This window comes from Enterococcus sp. AZ015 (assembly GCF_050499225.1).
Lineage (GTDB): Bacteria > Bacillota > Bacilli > Lactobacillales > Enterococcaceae > Enterococcus_D > Enterococcus_D entomosocium.
Genome location: NZ_JBMHEX010000001.1, coordinates 1,512,652 through 1,532,440, shown reverse-complemented (window position 1 = coordinate 1,532,440; position 19,789 = coordinate 1,512,652). Strand labels below are relative to the sequence as shown.

The 19,789-nt window shown below is 42.7% G+C and carries 18 protein-coding genes; 9 read left to right on the top strand and 9 right to left on the bottom strand.

The annotated features are described in order from the left end of the window. Nucleotides 1–47: 47 nt before the first annotated feature. Nucleotides 48–1,847 carry a penicillin-binding transpeptidase domain-containing protein gene (locus IGK85_RS07140; RefSeq protein WP_008381365.1) on the bottom strand — a complete coding sequence of 600 codons (1,800 nt, stop codon included), beginning with the start codon at nucleotides 1,845–1,847 and terminating at the stop codon, nucleotides 48–50. A gap of 170 nt (nucleotides 1,848–2,017) precedes the next feature. Here IGK85_RS07140 and IGK85_RS07135 point away from each other — a divergent pair, with 170 nt between their 5' ends. Together IGK85_RS07135 and IGK85_RS07130 are read left to right on the top strand one after the other, a co-directional pair. Continuing rightward, a complete protein-coding gene (locus IGK85_RS07135; protein ID WP_005236299.1) occupies nucleotides 2,018–2,686 on the top strand; it encodes a response regulator transcription factor in 669 nt (222 codons plus the stop codon). Beyond that, entirely contained in the window at nucleotides 2,676–4,118 is a 1,443-nt protein-coding gene (locus IGK85_RS07130) for a sensor histidine kinase (protein ID WP_008381367.1), read from the top strand. Before IGK85_RS07135 ends, IGK85_RS07130 begins: the two co-directional genes overlap by 11 nt. A 72-nt stretch (nucleotides 4,119–4,190) precedes the next feature. Here IGK85_RS07130 and IGK85_RS07125 read toward each other — a convergent pair whose 3' ends face one another. From IGK85_RS07125 to IGK85_RS07105, 5 genes are all read right to left on the bottom strand, one after another. Further along, complete coding sequence (locus tag IGK85_RS07125) at nucleotides 4,191–4,808, bottom strand: HAD-IA family hydrolase (protein ID WP_005236303.1); 618 nt, start codon at nucleotides 4,806–4,808, stop codon at nucleotides 4,191–4,193. A 229-nt stretch (nucleotides 4,809–5,037) separates the two neighbouring features. Beyond that, nucleotides 5,038–6,630 (bottom strand): TPM domain-containing protein, encoded by a 1,593-nt coding sequence (locus IGK85_RS07120; protein WP_035007134.1) that lies wholly within the window; start codon nucleotides 6,628–6,630, stop codon nucleotides 5,038–5,040. Between the two features lie 140 nt (nucleotides 6,631–6,770). Beyond that, complete coding sequence (locus IGK85_RS07115; RefSeq protein ID WP_008381372.1) at nucleotides 6,771–8,120, bottom strand: PFL family protein; 1,350 nt, start codon at nucleotides 8,118–8,120, stop codon at nucleotides 6,771–6,773. An 8-nt stretch (nucleotides 8,121–8,128) separates the two neighbouring features. After that, the gene (locus IGK85_RS07110; protein WP_005236306.1) at nucleotides 8,129–8,395 is read right to left on the bottom strand and encodes an ACT domain-containing protein; all 267 of its coding nucleotides are present in this window, start codon (nucleotides 8,393–8,395) and stop codon (nucleotides 8,129–8,131) included. 103 nt (nucleotides 8,396–8,498) lie between these two features. Further along, nucleotides 8,499–9,161 carry a 2,3-bisphosphoglycerate-dependent phosphoglycerate mutase gene (locus IGK85_RS07105; protein ID WP_008381373.1) on the bottom strand — a complete coding sequence of 221 codons (663 nt, stop codon included), beginning with the start codon at nucleotides 9,159–9,161 and terminating at the stop codon, nucleotides 8,499–8,501. 393 nt (nucleotides 9,162–9,554) lie between these two features. On the opposite strand from IGK85_RS07105, the gene IGK85_RS07100 reads away from it, so the two are divergent. From IGK85_RS07100 to IGK85_RS07090, 3 genes are read left to right on the top strand one after another with little or no spacing between them, the layout of a single operon-like run. Further along, on the top strand, nucleotides 9,555–11,036 hold the full coding sequence (locus IGK85_RS07100; protein ID WP_005236308.1) for an ABC transporter permease subunit: 1,482 nt from the start codon (nucleotides 9,555–9,557) through the stop codon (nucleotides 11,034–11,036). Continuing rightward, the gene (locus IGK85_RS07095) at nucleotides 11,029–11,751 is read left to right on the top strand and encodes an amino acid ABC transporter ATP-binding protein (protein ID WP_005230134.1); all 723 of its coding nucleotides are present in this window, start codon (nucleotides 11,029–11,031) and stop codon (nucleotides 11,749–11,751) included. Before IGK85_RS07100 ends, IGK85_RS07095 begins: the two co-directional genes overlap by 8 nt. A gap of 17 nt (nucleotides 11,752–11,768) precedes the next feature. Continuing rightward, the gene (locus IGK85_RS07090; protein WP_008381374.1) at nucleotides 11,769–12,923 is read left to right on the top strand and encodes a pyridoxal phosphate-dependent aminotransferase; all 1,155 of its coding nucleotides are present in this window, start codon (nucleotides 11,769–11,771) and stop codon (nucleotides 12,921–12,923) included. Nucleotides 12,924–13,077: 154 nt separating this feature from the next. Here the strand turns inward: IGK85_RS07090 and IGK85_RS07085 are convergent, their stop codons facing one another. Both IGK85_RS07085 and IGK85_RS07080 read right to left on the bottom strand, forming a co-directional pair. Next, complete coding sequence (locus tag IGK85_RS07085) at nucleotides 13,078–13,785, bottom strand: DUF4811 domain-containing protein (protein ID WP_008381376.1); 708 nt, start codon at nucleotides 13,783–13,785, stop codon at nucleotides 13,078–13,080. Continuing rightward, entirely contained in the window at nucleotides 13,782–15,260 is a 1,479-nt protein-coding gene (locus IGK85_RS07080; protein ID WP_005236311.1) for an MDR family MFS transporter, read from the bottom strand. Before IGK85_RS07080 ends, IGK85_RS07085 begins: the two co-directional genes overlap by 4 nt. A 137-nt stretch (nucleotides 15,261–15,397) precedes the next feature. On the opposite strand from IGK85_RS07080, the gene IGK85_RS07075 reads away from it, so the two are divergent. The 3 genes from IGK85_RS07075 to spxB all read left to right on the top strand — a co-directional run bounded on the left by IGK85_RS07075 (nucleotide 15,398) and on the right by spxB (nucleotide 18,612). Beyond that, the gene (locus IGK85_RS07075) at nucleotides 15,398–15,883 is read left to right on the top strand and encodes a MerR family transcriptional regulator (RefSeq protein WP_008381378.1); all 486 of its coding nucleotides are present in this window, start codon (nucleotides 15,398–15,400) and stop codon (nucleotides 15,881–15,883) included. Nucleotides 15,884–16,058: 175 nt separating this feature from the next. After that, the gene (locus IGK85_RS07070; RefSeq protein ID WP_008381380.1) at nucleotides 16,059–16,751 is read left to right on the top strand and encodes an N-acetylmannosamine-6-phosphate 2-epimerase; all 693 of its coding nucleotides are present in this window, start codon (nucleotides 16,059–16,061) and stop codon (nucleotides 16,749–16,751) included. Nucleotides 16,752–16,878: 127 nt separating this feature from the next. Next, the gene (gene spxB, locus IGK85_RS07065; RefSeq protein WP_008381382.1) at nucleotides 16,879–18,612 is read left to right on the top strand and encodes a pyruvate oxidase; all 1,734 of its coding nucleotides are present in this window, start codon (nucleotides 16,879–16,881) and stop codon (nucleotides 18,610–18,612) included. A gap of 76 nt (nucleotides 18,613–18,688) precedes the next feature. Here spxB and IGK85_RS07060 read toward each other — a convergent pair whose 3' ends face one another. Next, the gene (locus tag IGK85_RS07060) at nucleotides 18,689–18,817 is read right to left on the bottom strand and encodes a hypothetical protein (RefSeq protein ID WP_005236316.1); all 129 of its coding nucleotides are present in this window, start codon (nucleotides 18,815–18,817) and stop codon (nucleotides 18,689–18,691) included. Between the two features lie 411 nt (nucleotides 18,818–19,228). Between IGK85_RS07060 and IGK85_RS07055 the strand changes: the two genes are divergently transcribed. Beyond that, a complete protein-coding gene (locus IGK85_RS07055) occupies nucleotides 19,229–19,774 on the top strand; it encodes an NfeD family protein (protein ID WP_051013038.1) in 546 nt (181 codons plus the stop codon). Nucleotides 19,775–19,789: the final 15 nt, after the last annotated feature.

Here is a 19,789-nt window from a genome sequence, read left to right as displayed (position 1 = left end):
CTTCTTAGATGGTCTATGTCTTTTTAAGCTCCTGTTAAGAAACTTTTTTACTCACGAAAACTTTGCAGCGCCATCGAACGCTCCATCAATGGATTGGCAATTTTAGCTAAGGTATGACGATCGTATTCTTCTGGTCGCTTGATAGTGAGGTAAAGAATAAACTGTGGATCATCCGTTGGATAGATCGAGACCGCCGAATAAATATAATCAAACTCTCCTGTCATGTAACCTTGACCATTCTCATTGGCGATCTGAGCAGTCCCAGTTTTGACAGAAATCTCATGGTTCGTCAGTTGGTATACATCATAAGCGGTGCCATAGCGTTCATCCGTCACTACATCGGTCATGTATTCTAATACAGCATCAGCCGCTGTTTGTGAAATAGGCTGAGAAACGACTTCTGGAAAAACTTGGGTCTCTTCTCCCACTTGCCGAATCAATTGCGGACGAATCATCTCGCCACCATTGGCAAATGCGCTAAATAACTGCATCATCTGCATCTGATTGACCCCAATCGCATGGCCATAAGAACTCATGGCATAATCCACCCGATTTCTTGAAGGTAAGATACCAGGCACCTCACCGGGAAGCTCACTTCCTGTAACTTTCCCTAGTCCAAAATCAGTTAAATACTGCGCCCATGCATCAAAACCGATCCGTTGCTGAAGTCGAACCATCCCAGTGTTGCTTGACCAAGCTAACGCTTGCCGCATCGTCAACTCACCATTTGCTCCTGAGTCGTGGTCGTTGATGACTCGATCTTCAATCTGCATACTCACAGGATTGTAGCGTTCCGTCGGATCAAAAACACCTTCATCAATCGCTGCCGCAACGGTTGCCAGCTTCAAGGTCGAACCTGGTTCATACATCTCTTCCGTAAAAAGATTACGCCAAATAAAGTGCTCATCCGCAATTCCTTCTTGGGTCTCTGGATGAAAACTAGGTCTTTGAGCCATCGTTAAAATCTCTCCAGTTTTCGCATCCATTAATAAAGCCGTCAGATTCTCTGGTCGTGTTTGTTCCATAACCTCATCCATCACTGATTCAGTGAATAACTGCAGATGAGCATCTAATGTCGTCCAAACATCGTTCCCATCTACGCCTTCTTCTACCATTTGATTGGTTGCAGGAACAGGATTCCCTGAAGCATTGACTTGAAAAGACTCTCGCCCATTTTGATTCTTCAAAAAGTCGTTCAGTACATATTCTAATCCAGAAACTCCGACTCGAATTTCATCATCATCTGACGTTGTCCCTATCAAATGTGAAGAAAAGATACCATTCGGATAACTGCGACTTGAACGAGCATCGAAATAGATACCGTTGATTCCAGCTGCATCAAACGCCGTTTCGATTTGATTTCGAGTAGTCACACTTAGACCACTGCCAACATTGCCAAATTCCACTTGAAAGACAGGCGGATCTGTTTGATTCGCACCGTCTGTCAAGATAGACAAAACTTGCTCGTTAGAAATAGGTAAATACTCCGAAAGAATCGTTGCGGTCTCCTCAAAGCGCGCTCTGTCTAAATACATGGGTCGTCCATTGTCAATGTAATCTTCAGAAAGAACCGCTCGAACAGTATAGGAAAGAATATCCTGTGCGATCAATGTCCCCTGCCGATCAAAAATCGCCCCTCGACTTGTTTCGATCGATCTTGAACTATAATATAAATTTTCTATTCTTTCAGACAAAGAGACGCCAGCAATCACGCCGACTTGAACAATGTAAATCAAACGTGCAGAAAACCCCATAAAAAGCGCAAGACTGATTATGTATAACCAATGACCGACAAGCTTACGATTTTTCTTCGCTTTTTTCTTTTTGACTATATGATAGTCATACATCGCCAAAGCGCCCCTTTCGATCGAATATACCTCTATAGTATTGGGTATTTGTGATGATCTTGTGAGGGAAAGAACAATTATTTTTCAAAGAGTCATTTTCCTATTAATTCAGCGATTATGCTGTGATATACTTTAAAAAATATAAATTATTTTTAAGGATGTGAATAAAATTGCAAAAAATATTGATTGTCGATGATGACACTCATATGCGTGCCCTAGTGAAAACTTATGCGGAGATCGAAGGGTATCTATGTTTTGAAGCATCAGATGGAAAAGAAACTTTGGAAAAATTAACCAATCATTCATTCGATTTGATTCTCCTAGATGTCATGATGCCGGGAAAAGATGGCTTTCAGACGCTTTCGGAAATCAGAGGTAGCTGTAACACGCCAGTCATCATGATTACCGCTCGAAAGGAAGAGTATGACAAACTCTTTGGCTTCAATCTTGGTGCCGATGATTACATCGCCAAGCCATTTAGCCCTAAAGAGCTGATGGCTCGCATCAAAGCTGTGTTGAAACGAAGTAGTCAATTTCAGTTCGAAAAGATCGTTTATGGCGATCTCGAAGTCAATGTTTTTTCTCATACTGTAACGATCAAAGGGAATCCTCTGCCGCTTACGCCAAAAGAATTCGATCTGCTGGTCTATTTGACAAAAAATAATCATATTGCTTTGAGCCGAGAATCAATTTTAGAAGGTGTCTGGGGCTTCGATTATTTCGGTGATACCAGAACAGTGGATACACACATCAAGTCCTTGCGAGAGCGTCTAGGGGATTACCGAGAGTTGATCCAAACGGTTTGGGGCGTTGGGTATAAATTTGATTATGAAGACTAGTCGGTTAGGTTTTACTTACATCAAAAGTAAATTACTCGTGCGGCTTTGGTCCGCCAATATGCTGCTGGTCATCATTGGCATTGCTTTTTTATGGACTGTTCAAATTTTGCTCTTTGAACCAAATTATATCAATGTAACGAAAGAATCACTTTTAGAAACAGTTCAGGAAACAGCTGCCGCTGTTGAAGAAATGGCAGTAGATCCAGATGATTTACCAGAAGATCCATTGCTTTTCCTCAGTAAAACGATCGTTGGGACTCTTTTTTTAGTCGACGAGTATGGCGAAATTCTGGCGGCATTTAACAATGGACAACAATTAAACATAGATGGGTTGAGCAACGAATACAGCTGGTTGTTATCTCATGCACCCACTGTCCTTAACGGTGAGAGCCTTAGTGCTGTAGAAGACTTTGAAAAGTCTTCTGCCATTCTTATTGGCGTTCCTACGACTCTTTTCCAACGCCCAGCTGCCCTTTTGCTCTCCAATACGATCACTCAAATCGAAGCGCTTCAAAGCATGAATCGACAGCAACTCTTTCTATTCACCATCATATTAACAATTTTTGCATCAACGATCTCCTTTTTTTTAGCACAGCATTTTATTCGCCCGATCAAAACCATCAAAGAAGCCATCATCCGCTTAACCAACGGAGAGCTTTATTCCGTACCCAAACTAAACCGTGGCGATGAATTAGGTACACTTTCTGAATCTGTTGCGGACTTAAGCACAGAACTTCAGCGAGTAGACGTGTTACGAAAAGAAGTGATTGCCAATGTTTCTCATGAACTACGATCCCCCCTCGCGTTGATCACGGGTTATGGGGAGATGGTACGTGATGTTTCTGGAAGTGACGAACGCCTTCGAAAAGAACATATGGAACTAATTATCAGCGAAGCCCACCGTATGAGTGCCATGGTTGATGACATCATGGATTTCTCTATCATGCAAGCAGGCTATACACAACTTAAAAATGAAATCTGGAATACATACGAGGTGGTTTCCTCCGTCGTTGCCTACGCAAGAGGGATCGCCAATCAATATGACATCACTGTCGATTTTGAAGCAGATCGTAAGAATGGGATTGCTCTTTTTGATCGCATCAAAATGGAACAGGTTTTGCGTAATTTAATAAACAATGGCATCAACCATACACCTAAAAACGAGCGTCTTTTGATCAAATTAACGAATACATCTACAAGAACAAAAGTTGCTGTCATCAATCCCGGAAAAGATATCCCTCCAGAACAACTCGAACTCATTTGGGAAAGATACCAACGCGTCCAACATCAAGCAGGACATAAAGAAGGAACCGGCATCGGCTTAGCGATCGTGAAAACCATTTTGACTTCTCACGCCTTCGATTATGGCGCTGAGTCGAAAAATGGCGTGACTTCTTTTTGGTTTGTTGTGCCGAGACTAGAAGACCAATGAGAACCACGTTTATACCGTTCATCATAAGTAATGAATGTCTTACTTTCTTTGCACAAAAAAAGCCTTGATTTCTCAAGACTTAATGATTTCTTGTATTTCAGCCATGGATTGGACGGTATGGTCGGCGGATACATCTTTTAAGATACCTTCTATATCATAAAATATCGTCTTGACACCTGCTCCTTGTCCTGCAAAAACATCCATCGTACGATCGCCGATCATGACGGTCTGATCTTTGTCTAAATGATATTTTTCGACAAGATAAATCAACGAAGTTGGATCAGGTTTACGGGGAAAGTTGTTTTCCGGTCCTACGATCTCAACGATCAGGTCTGCCATCTGTTCTTTTTCTAACAGCTCTTTTGTTGAAACGACATCGCGGTGGGTCAAAATGTAGTTCTTGCCACCAGCAGCAACCACGGCTTCTAATGTTTCTTTGGTTCCTACAAAGGAAAGCGGCAAACGATCATCCAGCGCTTCATTTGCTTTGAATGCTTTAGTGAACTCTTGAAAATCTAAGTTGTATTTTTCAGCAACTTTTTTGGAAGATGAATCTTTCAATATATAATAAATCTCCGCTGGATCTGGATCGAAGCCATACTCCTTCAATGTCTTAATAAAAGCTTTTAACATGATTGGGTAGCTGTCGTAAAGTGTTCCGTCAAAATCCCATATGTAAGATTGGTACATGATATCCCTCGTTTTCTCCCTTTTTCAAATGAATGAAAGTTCCATTCATTTTCTGTAACTCTAAAAAGTTTACCACACTTTGTTTGGTTTGTCTTATTTATCAAGGGATTTCCTCCACAAGAAAAAAGCCATTAACCTTGTAACAATTCCATTTGCACAAACCAAAATACAAAGGAATATGTTACAGGTTAATGAACGTTCATCTTTACTAAAAAAGCATTTGAAATAATTACCAGCTACCAGAAACACCGCCACCGCTGCTACTTCCTCCGCTAAAACCGCCAAAATCATTCGAAGAACTTTGTGTATCGGCAATGACTTGTTCTTGATGGGACACGTGATTATTCATCATCACAAAGAACAACGCCATATTCATCCCATGCGGGTCATACTCTTGGCGAGCATTATTTAAAACTGCTGCTCGATCAGAAGCATCAAATGAGGATAATTTGTTTGCTAAATCTGGGTGATTTTGATAAACCTGTTTCAAGTCAACTTGGAACAAGGCATCTGTTTTCACTTCCGCTAGAACATTAGAAACTTCTTTCGGAATGGCTTGTACCATCTCAGGATAGGTCGCTTTTTCCGTCACAAGTTGAGCTAAGTATCGCCCTTGCTCATTGCGTCTTCTGATCTCTTCTTTAGCTTGCTTGGCTATTTCTGCTCGATAAGCATCTGCTAAAGGCAGATTTTCGGGTAACACCGCATCAGTCAAATCGTAGTCTGCCATCCGTTCAGTCACTTCCCTGCCTAATTGGGCTTCATAGGTTTTTAAGGTGTCATGTTGTGTAAGGATCACCTGAACGAAATGTTTGACCGTGGTTTTTTTCTTCATCAGCAAGTTTGAAAAATAAGATCCAATTGCTGGATTCGTCAAGGCATGTTGGATAACTCGTTTATCCGCAGTCGACAATCCGGTGATCGAGCTCAATTTCGCTGGCACGTAAGTACTCGTCACATACTGCGTAAATGCTTGTTGACAATCTTTTGCTGTCTGATACTGATGGTAACGCTGATAGTTCTTTCTATTGCTAGCCCATTTCAAGAAATCTTTCTGTTGGAAGTGACTATCTTCTAACAGATGTTTCGGCAACGGCAGGTGCTCTTCAAATCGCCGTTTGGTTTTAAGATGGCGAAAACTGATGAACCCGACAAGGCTTGCAGCTGCTGCCGCTAAAACACCACTGACGATTTTTCCAATAGTGAACCACATTTGCTTAGTGGCTTCTGCTTCTTGTGCCTGTTTTTCTGCTAACATTTGATTGCCATCTTGATAAATCGTCCCTAATCCAATCGTTTCATCCGCTTCTTTCATTCGCTGATAGACTTCATTAGAAGCTGCCAATATCGCTGTATCATAATCTTCATCTCGTAATGCGTCTTTGGCATCTTCATCCACTAAATCATCTTCCGATAGCTCACTGAAGACATAGGATAGTCCATCGCCATAACCCAGACGAAATTCACGATCATCAATGGCAAAGAGAAACAATAGTCCATTATTGTCCTCTGGATTTCCTAAACCATATTCATTGAACAGTTCCAAATTACGCTCTTCAATCGATTGCCCATCTAAGGAAGGGATCGTGATCACAGCATATTCTGGCGCGCCAGTCAATGATTGGAACCCCTCTTTATTCAAGGCATCGATCTGTTCGATCGTCTCTTGTGAAAGGACCCCGGCATCATCGCGAACAAATGTCTGTCCGAATGCAATTGATGGTTGAAGGACAAAAAATCCCATCAAACCAACAAAAACCAACATCCCAAGTTGGAAGATTTTCTTCATTTTACCACCCCTTTTTATCGTGTTATCTTTCATTGTATTCGATTCCAAACAAAAAAACATCCGCCTTAGGAATGAAAAAAATAGTAACAGGACCAAAAAACCTTTAAAAGACAGCATTCTGATTAGTCTTTTAAAGGTCACTTTATCATATTTTCTTACAAAATGAACACGAGCTAGTTTTTAAATGAATGGATCGGTGCGGGAATACGGCCGCCACGCAAAATGAAATCAGTAGACTTCGCAGGATTGGTTTTCATCACTGGCGCTGTCCCTAATAACCCACCAAACTCGATGCGATCGCCGATTTCTTTGCCTTTCGCTGGAATGATTCGGACAGCTGTCGTCTTGTGGTTGATGACACCGATCGCTGCTTCATCCGCGATCATTGCGGCGATCGTCTCAGCCGAAGTATCTCCCGGAATCGCAATCATATCTAAGCCGACAGAGCAGATCGCCGTCATGGCTTCAAGTTTTTCTAAATTCAATAAACCAGCTTCTACTGCTTTGATCATTCCTGCATCTTCAGAAACGGGGATAAAAGCACCCGACAGACCACCAACATGGTTGCAGGCCATTACGCCGCCTTTTTTGACTGCATCATTTAACAATGCCAAAGCAGCTGTCGTTCCGTGGGTACCGACAGATTCTAAGCCCATTTCTTCTAAAATCAATGCCACACTATCACCAACAGCAGGAGTTGGCGCCAGCGAAAGATCGACGATCCCGAATGGAACGCCCAAGCGCTCTGAAGCCACGCGCCCGACCAATTGCCCCATCCGCGTGATCTTGAAAGCTGTTTTTTTGACTGTTTCCGCCACGACATCAAAGGACTCGCCTTTGACTTTTTCCAAGGCACGTTTGACGACACCAGGTCCGCTGACACCGACGTTGATTTCCACATCAGCTTCACCGACCCCATGAAAAGCCCCCGCCATAAAGGGATTGTCTTCCACTGCATTCGCAAAGACGACGAGCTTCGCACAGCCCATATCTGATGCCTCAGCCGTCTTCTTGACTGTTTCTCCCATCAGACGTACTGCATCCATGTTGATCCCAGCTTTCGTTGATCCAATATTGACCGACGAACAGACAAAATTGGTTTGAGCCAAGGCTTCTGGAATCGATTCGATCAATGCAAGGTCGCCGCCTTGATAGCCTTTTTCTACTAGTGCGCTATAGCCGCCGATGAAATTTACTCCGACTTCTTGCGCCGCTCGATCCAAGGTCTTCGCAACTTTGATACAGTCTGCGGGTGTCGGCTGGCAAGCTGCCACTACGATCGCTACAGGGGTAACCGAAATCCGCTTGTTAATAATCGGAATGCCATATTCACTTTCGATCTCTTCGCCGACTTTGACAAGATCTTTCGCTTTTGTTGTAATTTTTTGAAAAATTTTCTCACAGGTACGATCAATATCGGCGTCGATACAATCCAATAATGAAATCCCCATCGTGATCGTACGAATATCTAAGTTTTCTTCTTCCACCATGCGAATGGTTTCAAGTATTTGATTTGTCTCCATAGTGCCTCCTATAATTTATGCATGGTATCAAAAATCTCTTGATTTTGAATGCTGATTTTCACACCTAATGCCTGACCTATTTGGTGAAGCTCCTCACGAACACCGTCAAAATCCTGATTGGCATCCATGTTTAAAAGCATCATCATCGTGAAGTAATCTTCCATGATCGTTTGGGACACATCTAAAATATTGATTTCTAATTCTGCTAATTTCTGGCTGACACCGGCGATGATCCCAACCTTGTCTTTTCCAATAACGGTTAATACGGCTTTCATATTCTCCCGCCTTTCATTAAATTTTTCTTATTATAGCACAACAAAACCACATTTTCGATGTAACATCAAACGAAAATGTGGTTTATTCTTTAAATGTTCGTTATTACGCCCGTTCAATCAAGTTTGCTTGGCTATCAAACTCATAAATGATCGGCTGTGCGTTAGGAATATCGATCGTATCCATGTCATCTTTGGGCACGTCCTCCAAGTATTTGACTAACGCCCGCAAACTGTTCCCATGACCAGTAATGAGAATATTCTTATGATCTTTAAGTAACGGAACCACCTGATCTTGCCAAAATGGAACCACTCGGGCCACGACCATTCCCAGATTTTCTCCCTTAGGAATCAAGCGAGGATCCAAAGAATCGTAGCGTCGATCGAAATCATTTTCCTCCACATATAAAGGCGGTTCATCATATCCTCGACGCCATTTTTGCACCTGTTCTTTTCCATATTGTGCCACCATCACATCTTTATTGACCCCAACCAGTTGCCCATAATGACGCTCGTTTAAGCGCCATGTTTTGTGTACAGGGACCCAAAGCTGATTGCTAGCTTCCAAAACGGCATCACACGTGATGATCGTTCGTTGAAGCACAGATGCAAAGGCAAAATCAAAAGTAATCCCCATTGCTTTGATCTGTTCCCCTGCTACCCATGCTTGTTGCCGGCCTTTCTCGGTCAGCGAAACATCCAGCCATCCTGTCCAATAATTTTCGAAATTTGCTTCACTTTCTCCGTGTCGAATCAATACGACCTTCATCCTACCGCCTCCTCTTCACTTTTATTATCGCAAGAAATCAAAAAAATGTCTTATGTTTCGTTTTTTTTGGCTTCTTCTGAGACCATTTTCCATTTGTTCATTCAGTGTGGTCACATTTCTTTATTATCGGTTTTTTTCAAAGTGAAAGATCGAATATATATGTTTAGAAAAAAGACGCTGTGCCTTCTTCACATTGCTCTTGGTTGGATTGCAAAAAAATTGAATAAATGGTTTTACGCTCTACAACATTTTTTGACTTTTTTTCTCTGACTTATTGACTTCAACTGATGTTATGCTATGATAGTTTCTATCACTTATATGTATTTTTATACATTTATTAGTTATTATTTGCATTTTTAATAGATGCGCAGAAAAAGTTAAAGGGGCGTTTACATGAAAAGGTTTAGTAAGGGTACTGTTTTATTAGGGATCATCACAGCATTGCTGCCGTTTTTCTTTGTCGGACAAGCACATGCAGAAGAAACTGATCCAATCTATGAAAAAGTCAAAGAAAATGGTGTATTAGTCGTGGGTTTATCTGCCGATTATGCACCTTATGAATTCCGTGCCAATGTTGACGGAAAAAATGAAATCGTGGGAATCGATATTTCCATTGCCCAAAAGATTGCAGATGACTTAGGGGTCGATCTGAAAATCGAGGAACTTGGATTTGATGCGTTGTTAGGGGCGTTAAAAACAGGCAAAATTGATGTCGTCATCTCTGGGATGGCTGCTACGGATGAGCGCCGCAAAGAAGTCAATTTCACTGACACCTATATGGAAGTCCAACAAACTGTTCTGGTTCGAGCGGAAGACGCGGATCGTTTCCAATCGACGGCTGATTTTGATGGTGTGGCTGTCGGTGCACAACGACAAACCACCCAAGAAGAGCTGGCAAATACAGAATTGACTGGCGCGACTGTCACCTCTTTGCAAAGGGTGCCTGATTTGATCACCAATCTAAAATCACGCAAGATCGATGCGATCGTGATGGAAGGTCCCGTTGCCGAAGCATATGTGACGGCGAATGATACATTGGCATTAGCCGAAAATGTCACGTTTGAAAACGGTGTGAAGGAGACCGCCATCGCCATCTCGAAAGAAGCGCCGGTTTTACTGGAAAAACTCAATTCCTCCATTGAAACCATTATTAGTAATGATCTTTTAAGCCAATACAAAGAAGATGCCTATCGATTGATGTTTACCGAAGATGGCACGATCGATGAAGAGCAAAGCTTTTGGGAAAAATATCTGCCTTTTTATATCACCGGAACTGGCTATACCATCTTCCTAGCCTTGGTTGGGGTATTATTCGGCTCTATCGGTGGCAGTTTGTTAGCCTTTATGAAGCTTTCTAAATCAAAAGCACTGAAAGTCATTGCCGCTGTCTATATTGAATATGTTCGAGGAACACCTTTGTTAGTACAAATATTTATTGTATACTTTGGAACAGGCGTGTTAGGCTTAGAGCTTTCGAAATTAGCTGCCGGCTGTATTGCCTTAGCACTAAACAGTGCCGCCTATGTGGCAGAAATCATTCGTGCCGGGATCAATGCCGTCAACAAAGGACAGCTGGAAGCCGCTCGTTCATTAGGAATGAATCAGATCCAAGCGATGCGCTTCATCATTTTCCCGCAAGCCATCAAAAACATCTTGCCTGCTCTAGGAAATGAATTTGTCACGGTCATTAAAGAGTCTTCGGTCGTATCGGTGATCGGTGTGTCTGAACTGATTTTCCAAACAGGCGTCGTTCAAGGGGCCAGCTTCAAACCGTTTTTACCATACGTTATCGTATCATTGATCTACTTTGTATTGACCTTCGCCCTCTCACGTCTCTTGGGTGTTGCTGAAAGGAGAATGAAAACTAGTGATTAAAGTTGAAAAATTAGTGAAAACATTTGGCGAGAATACCGTCTTAAAAGAAATCGATCTTGAAGTGACACCTGGTGAAGTCGTTGTGATCATCGGACCATCAGGAAGTGGAAAAAGTACTTTCTTACGCTGCTTGAACCTTCTTGAACAGCCGACCGGCGGGAAAATCACCTTCGAAGGCAATGATTTATTGGCAAAAGGTGTGAAAATCGATCAGATTCGTCAAAAAATGGGAATGGTTTTTCAAAGCTTCAATCTATTCCCTCATAAAACGGTGTTAGAAAATCTGACTATCAGCCCGATCAAAGTCAAACAGCAAGAGCAAGCCGCTGCCGAAGAGACAGCGAAAGGATTGCTGGAGCAAGTTGGCTTAGCTGAAAAAGCGGATAGTTACCCCTCTAGCCTTTCTGGCGGGCAGCAGCAACGGGTCGCTATTGCTAGAGCGTTGGCAATGGATCCTGATGTAATGCTCTTTGACGAACCAACATCGGCTTTGGACCCAGAAATGGTCGGAGAAGTGTTGACGGTCATGCAAGCTTTAGCAGAAAAAGGCATGACGATGGTGGTCGTTACCCACGAAATGGGCTTCGCTAAAGAAGTTGCCGATCGTGTCATCTTTATGGCTGACGGTATCATTCAAGAACAAGGAACACCCGAACAAATCTTTGAGCATCCGCAAAATGCGCGGACACAGGATTTTTTAAGCAAAGTTTTATAGAAATTGGAGATGACAAAATGAACCGTCCGTTGATTGCAGAACGTTTTTTACAACCAGAAGAAAATCTTTTAATGGAGATCGCCACTCTTGCGAAGAAAACCCCAAATTTGATTGATTTGTCGATTGGTGATCCTGATTTGATTACAGATGCGACGATCATTGAAGCAGCTTTTGCTGACGTCAAAGCGGGTCATACAAAATACACCGCTTCAGACGGTAGTGCTGATTTTATCCAAACTGTCGTTGATTTTTATCAAAAGCAATACCAGCTTACTTTTTCTCCTAGCCAAGTACGAGGAACTGTCGGTGCATTGCATGGCATGTACTTAGCTTTGGCTGCCATCATTGATCCTGGTGATGAAGTGATTATTCATGAACCATACTTTTCACCTTATAAACAACAAGTCGAACTAGTCGGTGGTGTGCCGGTCTTTATCCCGACCTTTGAAAAAGATGGCTTTCAAATCGATGTCGAGGTCTTAAAATCCGCCATCACTGAGAAAACTCGGGCGATCATCATCAATTCACCAAACAATCCTACCGGTGCTGTTTTTTCTCCAGAAACTTTTGAAAAAATCGCAGCAGTTGCCATTGACCATGACTTGCTGGTCCTCTCGGATGAAGTCTATGAAGCCTTTTGCTTTGATGATACCTTTGTACCGATGGCAGCCTTCGCACCTGAGAACACCATCACATTCAGCAGTTTCTCAAAAGCCTTTGCCATGACTGGCTGGCGGATCGGCTACATGATCGCACCTGAATCGATCAATCTTACGGCAAAACTGATCAATGAGGCGATCGCCTATTCGGCACCAACCCCTTCACAACGGGCAGGTATTTACGCATTGAATCACTATGATACCCTCGTGCCGCAAGTGGTTGCTGTCTTTAAGGAACGACTGACTTACATTGAACAACGGGTTGCTGAGATCCCATTCCTTTCCTTATCCCCTGTCAAAGGAAGCATGTATGCCTTCATCAACATTGAACAAACAGGGTTGGACTCTGTCAGCTTTGTAGAGAAATTATTAAAAGAAACCAGTGTGCTGATGATCCCTGGGAAAGCCTTTGGAGAAACGACCGGCGATGGCTATGTTCGCTTAGCTGCCACCCAATCGTTGGACTTGTTAAAAGAAGCTTTCGACCGGATTGCCGCGTGCTCATTTGAATAAAGAAAATCCCACTCACTACTAGTGTGTGGGATTTTTATTGTTGATGGACACGACCAACATTTAGCAGCTGTTTCGCTAAGTCACAAGTTTCATGTAGAAAAAGGGACAGAAGAATCCGATTTGATTCTTCCATCCCCTGACTATCTACTCGTTTTTACTTTTTTGCTTCTTCAAGCAGTTTTGCCATCGCTTCTTTTTGATAAGCTTCTGTCAATTCAGCGATTTTTGCTTTTTGGGCTGCCTCGTCCATAGTTGGATCAGCCATTAATGCAGCTTGCATTTTTTCTTGGACATACGCTTGTCCTTGTGTTTTCATGGTGTCCGCTTGTTCTTTCGCTAAAGAAGCCAGTTTTTTTGCTTGATCCACACTCAAGACTTCCCATGAATCTGGTAATGAGAACGTATTGGTACGGCTGACATATTGGCCATCGTTATCAGCGATTCCGAACAAGAAGCGTGATAGGTCACTTTTATAAACCCAGCGCGTCGTTTTTGTTTCTAATTGAGCTGAATCAGCCCCTGTTTCCACGACATTGGTCACTTTATCAGTACCGGTTTGTTTTGGTTCCTCTTGATCAGCATCCGTTTTATACAGGTAGATTTTTTCCGTACCATCTCCTAATGGCTGATACAATAGCAAATCAAAATTCTCGTTATCGGCACTAGAAACCAGTGCTGTTGTTTTAGCAGTCGTTTCTTTTTCCATTCCAAAATGGTAAGTCAAATTGGCCATCAATGCGACGACACTAGCTACGAAGACTAGACCTAAGACCAATGATAAACCTGTTTGCCGCTTGTTTTTGGCAAAAACATTCAGTACCGCAAACCCTAACACGCTAAGAACGATCAAAAGCAAGATCATTTGTCCGCACCTCCTTCAAGAACCGTCAATCGTGGTTCTTTTTTCTTTAAGGAGAAGGCGATCAAGAATCCTAAGAAGCTAAAGACCGCTGCCACATAAAAAGCGGCATGGTAGCCAGATAAAGTCGCTTCGATTGCTTGTTCTTTGTATGCCAAAGGCGTTGCATCCAGCAAAGAATCACTTGGCAAGTTGCCTTTGGTGACGTTTGTCAAGACACTGATCAAGATAGCCGTACCAATTGAGCTGGCTACTTGACGGAACGTATTGTTTACTGCGGTACCATGACTGATCAGATTACCAGGCAATGCATTCATTCCTGAAGTCGTTACTGGCATCATCACCATTGAGATCCCGAACATCCGAATCCCATAAAGAATGATGATATGCAAAATCGGTGTATCTTTTGTTAAGAAAGCAAATGGTAAGGTTGCGGCGGTCAAGATAAACATCCCGGTGATAGCTAAACGTTTTGCACCATACTTATCAAAGATCGCACCAGTGATCGGCATCATGATCCCCATAATCAACGCACCTGGTAATAACATCAATCCTGAATGGAACGCTGATTCACCACGAATGTTTTGGATATACAATGGGAGAACCATTTCAGCACCGATCATCGCCATATTCGTGACCCCGGAAAGGATCGATGCCAAGGTAAAGGTTGTTGATTTGAACACGCGCAACTCTAAGAAAGGATGCTCGATGTGCAATTGACGCCATGCAAAGAAAGCAATGAAAAAGACACCGGCTGCTAGAAAACCGATTACTTCAATACTGCCCCACCCTTTGTCACCGACACTTGAAAAGCCATAGAGCAATGTACCAAAACCAAGCGTTGATAAAATCGCTGAGAAAAGATCGATTTTCGGATGCGACAATTCAATCACACTCTTCATTAGAAAGAGCGCTAAGACTAAGACTAAAACGACGATAGGAATGACCATTCCGAACAAATAACGCCAGTCATAATGATCAATGATCCAACCAGATAACGTTGGGCCTAAGGCTGGTGCCAACCCAATAACGATTCCAGACATGCCCATAGCTGAACCGCGTTTTTCTGGTGGGAAGATCGACAACATGATATTTTGCAAAAGCGGCATGGAGATCCCTACACCAGCAGCTTGCACTAAGCGGCCAATCAATAATGTAGAAAAGTTCGGTGCTGCAAAACAAGCGATCGTTCCAGCCAGGAAGATGCTCATTGCCGTTAAGTAAAGATTTCTTGAGCTGAACTTGTTGATCAGCCATGCGGTGATCGGGATCATGATCCCATTGACCAGCAAGAAACCGGTGGTTAGCCATTGGACATCAGATGCAGAGATGTCAAAGGCATCCATCAAGGTTGGAAAAGCCGTTGTTAACAATGTTTGGTTCAAAACAGTACAAAACGTACCGATCAGCAAAACCATAACCAGTAAGGAACGATTGTAAGGTTTGCCGTAGATATCTAAAGGACGACTCGTTGACATATTTCACACTCTTTTCAGTATATTTTTCATAAAACCTTCTTTACTTTAAATCTTTCCCTAACATTTGTCAACCTACTTGACATAAAAGTAAAACAAGTTACAATGTTAACAAATACCTTTACAAGAATGGAGTCCGTATGTCTCATCTTTTTCGAAAACTCGTTGATAATGAAAACTTGTTGGTCGGCATCAGCGAACTTAGCCAAATGTGTGATATCTCCCCTCGCCAATTGCGTTATTGGGAACAAAAAGGATTTATTCAATCGGTCCCACAAGAAGAAAATGCCCCACGAAAATACCGACTGCCCACGGTCGTCAAAGTGGAAATGATCAAAACGTTTTTAGATGAAGGCTTTACGTTAGCCAAGGCTGTTGAAAAAGCAGACAAAAAAATCAAGACCGCCCATCATATTCGCAAAGTGTTTTCTGGGGTTTTACAGAATTTAGAAGTCATCAATGAACGGTTTACGATCATCAGTCTGGGACCAGTAGACGAAGACGGAAAAATCCTCCATATCATTCACGATGAAGAAACAGACCGATTGCAATACGAAGTGCTGTCTGCTAATCAAACGATCGATTTTGAGAAGTTCAAGCAATGCACGTCAAAACAAGCGGAATAAATGATTCCCTATCCTCACCTCCTAATGAAGCAAGCACCCTTGATGACGGTGCTTGCTTCTTTTTTGGTGTTCGCTTTCCTTTTAAAGAAGGTGTCGTTTCATTTACAAGGAAAAAGCCTCATGATATAGTCGAAGGGAGAAACGAACCTTTACAAGAATGGGAAGTGTCAAATACATGGAAAAAGAAGTTTTTATCCAACAAATCAAGGACGGAGTGATCGTTTCTTGTCAAGCATTGCCTGGAGAACCCCTATATACCGAAAACGGCGGTGTCATGCCCCTATTGGCAAAAGCAGCTCAAGAAGCTGGTGCTGTTGGCATCCGTGCCAATTCCGTTCGCGATATTCGCGAGATCCAAGCAGCTGTTGATTTGCCGATCATCGGAATCATCAAAAAAGACTATCCACCGGAAGAACCATTTATCACAGCAACCATCAAAGAGGTACACGAATTAGCAGCTTTACATATTGCGGTGATCGCCTTGGACTGCACCTTGCGCAAACGTCATGATGGCTTGACGGTCAATGCCTTTATCAAGCAAATCAAAACTCTTTATCCCCATCAACTACTCATGGCAGATATCGCCACCTATGAGGAAGGCATCAATGCCTTTGAAGCGGGCGTCGATTTTGTTGGTACAACTTTGTCAGGCTACACGGCGAACAGTCCTACCAATGACGAACCGGACTATCAGTTGATCCAGCAATTGGTTGCGGCGAAGGTTCCGGTAATAGCCGAAGGCAAGATCCACACACCGGAACAAGCAAAAAAAATTCAGGATATGGGTGTGACCGGTATCGTGGTTGGTGGTGCCATCACCCGACCAAAAGAGATCGCCAGTCGATTCGTGCAAGAGCTTCGCAACTGAGTCGTTCATTTCCTAAAATAAGTCTTTCTATGCGCCTTGTGACAGAAGGCGCATTCTTTGTTGTCTTTTTGAGAAACGTTTATACTTAAAAGAGAACGAATGACAACAGAGAAAGCGAGTGAAGAAAATGACAAAAATCAATGCTGGTACAGCAATGATCAAGATTTTTGAAGCGTGGGGCATCGACCATATCTATGGAATCCCCGGTGGATCTTTCAACTCAACGATGGATGCTTTGTACCATGAACGGCAATCGGTCAAATATGTTCAAGTACGTCATGAAGAAGCGGGTGCGCTGGCAGCGGCGGCTGATGCCAAGCTAACGGGAAAAGTCGGTGCGGTTTTTGGTTCTGCTGGTCCGGGTGCCACCCATTTGATCAATGGCTTATACGATGCTCAAATGGATAATGTGCCCGTCGTTGCCTTGTTAGGACAAGTAGCTTCGAGCTCGATGAACTACAATGATTTTCAAGAAATGAATGAAAATCCGATGTTCGCTGATGTCAGTATCTACAATCGCACGGTCATGTCCCCTGAAAGTTTGCCCCACGTGGTGGATGAAGCCATTAAAGCCGCCTATAAATTTAAAGGCGTTGCTGTAGTAACGATCCCGGTCGATTACGGGTTTGCAGAAATCGACGAACAGGAGATTGCAACCGCCAAAAATCATAAGACGGGTGTTCTCCAGCCGGATGAAGACGATTTACGAGCTGCCCTTTCTTATTTTGAACAAGCAAAAAAACCTGTCCTTTATATCGGACAAGGTCTCTTTGGTCATTTTGATGCCATCGATGCTTTCTCGAAGCATTTCTCAATGCCTGTAGCGGCTTCTGTCTTAGCCAAAGGCATCGTGCCTGATCTTTATGAAAACTTTCTTGGATTTGCCGGACGGGTTGCGACAAAACCAGCCAATGAAGCTTTGGCAGAAGCTGATCTCATCGTTTTTGTCGGCAGTGACTTCCCTTTTGGACGCCGCTTTTTCAATCCTAATGCCAACTTTGTCCAAGTTGATATCGACGCCTCGAAATTTGGTCGTCGTCATCAGACGGATGTCTCCGTTTTAGGAGATGGTGCGACCGCTCTTAGAAAATGGACAGAGATGGCAGCCCCTCGTCCTGCAGATGCCTGGATAAAAGCCAATCAAGAAAACGCTCGGAATTGGCATGCATGGCGCCATAGTTTTGACCATGATGCGCAAGAGCCCTTGCGTCCTGAACCTGTCTATCGAGAAATCAACCGTATCGCAGCTCCTGATGCCCTGTTTGTCACAGATGTTGGTAATGTGACGATCCACAGTATCCGTCATTTAGAAATGACGGGTGAACAGCGTTTCACAACGTCTGGCTGGTTTGCGACAATGGGCAATGGTGTACCTGGTGGGATCGCCGCTCAATTGAGCTATCCGAATCGCCAAGTATTTACCTTTAGTGGGGATGGCGGTTTTGCGATGCAAATGCAAGACATCATCACCCAAGTGAAATATGATTTACCAATCATCAACGTGGTCTTTTCCAATGACTCATTCGGCTTCATCGAAGCGGAGCAAGAAGATACCGAGCAAACCAAGTTCGGTGTCCAACTAGCCGGTGCTGATTTTGGTAAAGTTGGGGAAGCATTAGGTGCGAAAGGCTTCACGGTAACGAAGGAAGAAGAATTAGCATCCGTCTTTACACAAGCTAAAGAAATCAACGGACCTGTGGTGATCGATGTCAAGATCGCTAACGAACGACCTCTTCCTGTCGAAGAACTGAAACTTGATCCGAACCGCTTCAGCGCTGAAGAAATCGCAGCGTTTAAAGCAAAATACCAAGTCCATGATCTGCCAGCTTTGAGTGAGTTGTACGTGAATTCTGAGGAATAAAAAAAAGAGAGAAAGACAGCAACCCTGTCCTTCTCTCTTTTTTTAATCGCTCATTTCGTATTAATAATCCATCGCCTTACTTATTATAAATTTTCGGGCCTTTACGCATGTTTTTCCGATCATTTTTTGGGGATTCCATCTTTTTTGAACGGCCGCCGCCTTGTTTTTTCTTGATTAGTTCTAACATTTTTTCTTTTTGATCCATCGATTCCACCTCTATTTCTTAGCAATACGATCTGTCGGTTGAAAAGAAGTGTTCCTGACTTCTTTTATGTTTGCGAACAACTACTTTATTTCGATTGGGTTAAAAAACAAACGCTGCCTATTGACGTGTCTAGAGTCAGCAGTTCCTTTTGACATTTTTACTACCCTGATTTAATCTACTTTGATTTTGATTGTTTGTCAATGGCTCTTGAAAAAATCATGTGCTTTTGTTGCCTTCTCCCAAATAACAAACCACCATTTATTATATTATTTTATCATTTTATCTAATTAAATCGAATATTTTTATCATTTATTGGTATAATTATAACAGAATCTCTGTTCATTTCTTTTGCTTCCTTCGTTCTTCTTCCGATTGTCTCCTAACTTTCGTCGTTCTCACAAATCACGCTATTTGAAAGGAGGTGGATATGTGCTGCACACTTATGCACCTGAGCAAATTTATTTGTATGTTTTGATTGGCTGTGCTGTTTTAGCCTTTTTGCTGCTTCTGTTTGGGGATATCTTCGATTTCGACGGACCAGTCGATCCGATGTTAATTATTCCATGGTTTGCCTTTACAAGTCTCTTCGGTTACTTAGGAGAAACTTTTCTGTCTGGCTATTCGCTCCTACTTTTCGTCATTAGCGGCTGCCTTGCTACAGGGCTCGTTTTTCTCTTGAATTTTTACGTGCTGATTCCCATGCGAAATGCGGAAGCGACACTGTCAAGTTCTGAGAAAGATTTTGAAGGTCGCATCGCAACGGTGCTGACGCCGATTCCTTGTGAAGGAATGGGCGAAATTCAACTCACAAGTGTCACTGGTTCAAGCAATCGACCAGCTACGGCTTTCCAACCAATCGATGAACCATTAGCAGCTGGATCGAAGGTTTTGATTATTGAAGTCAAAGAACGAGTTTGCTACGTCGTTCTTTACACAAAAAAATTTTTGGATAACTAAACTAAATCACTAAAG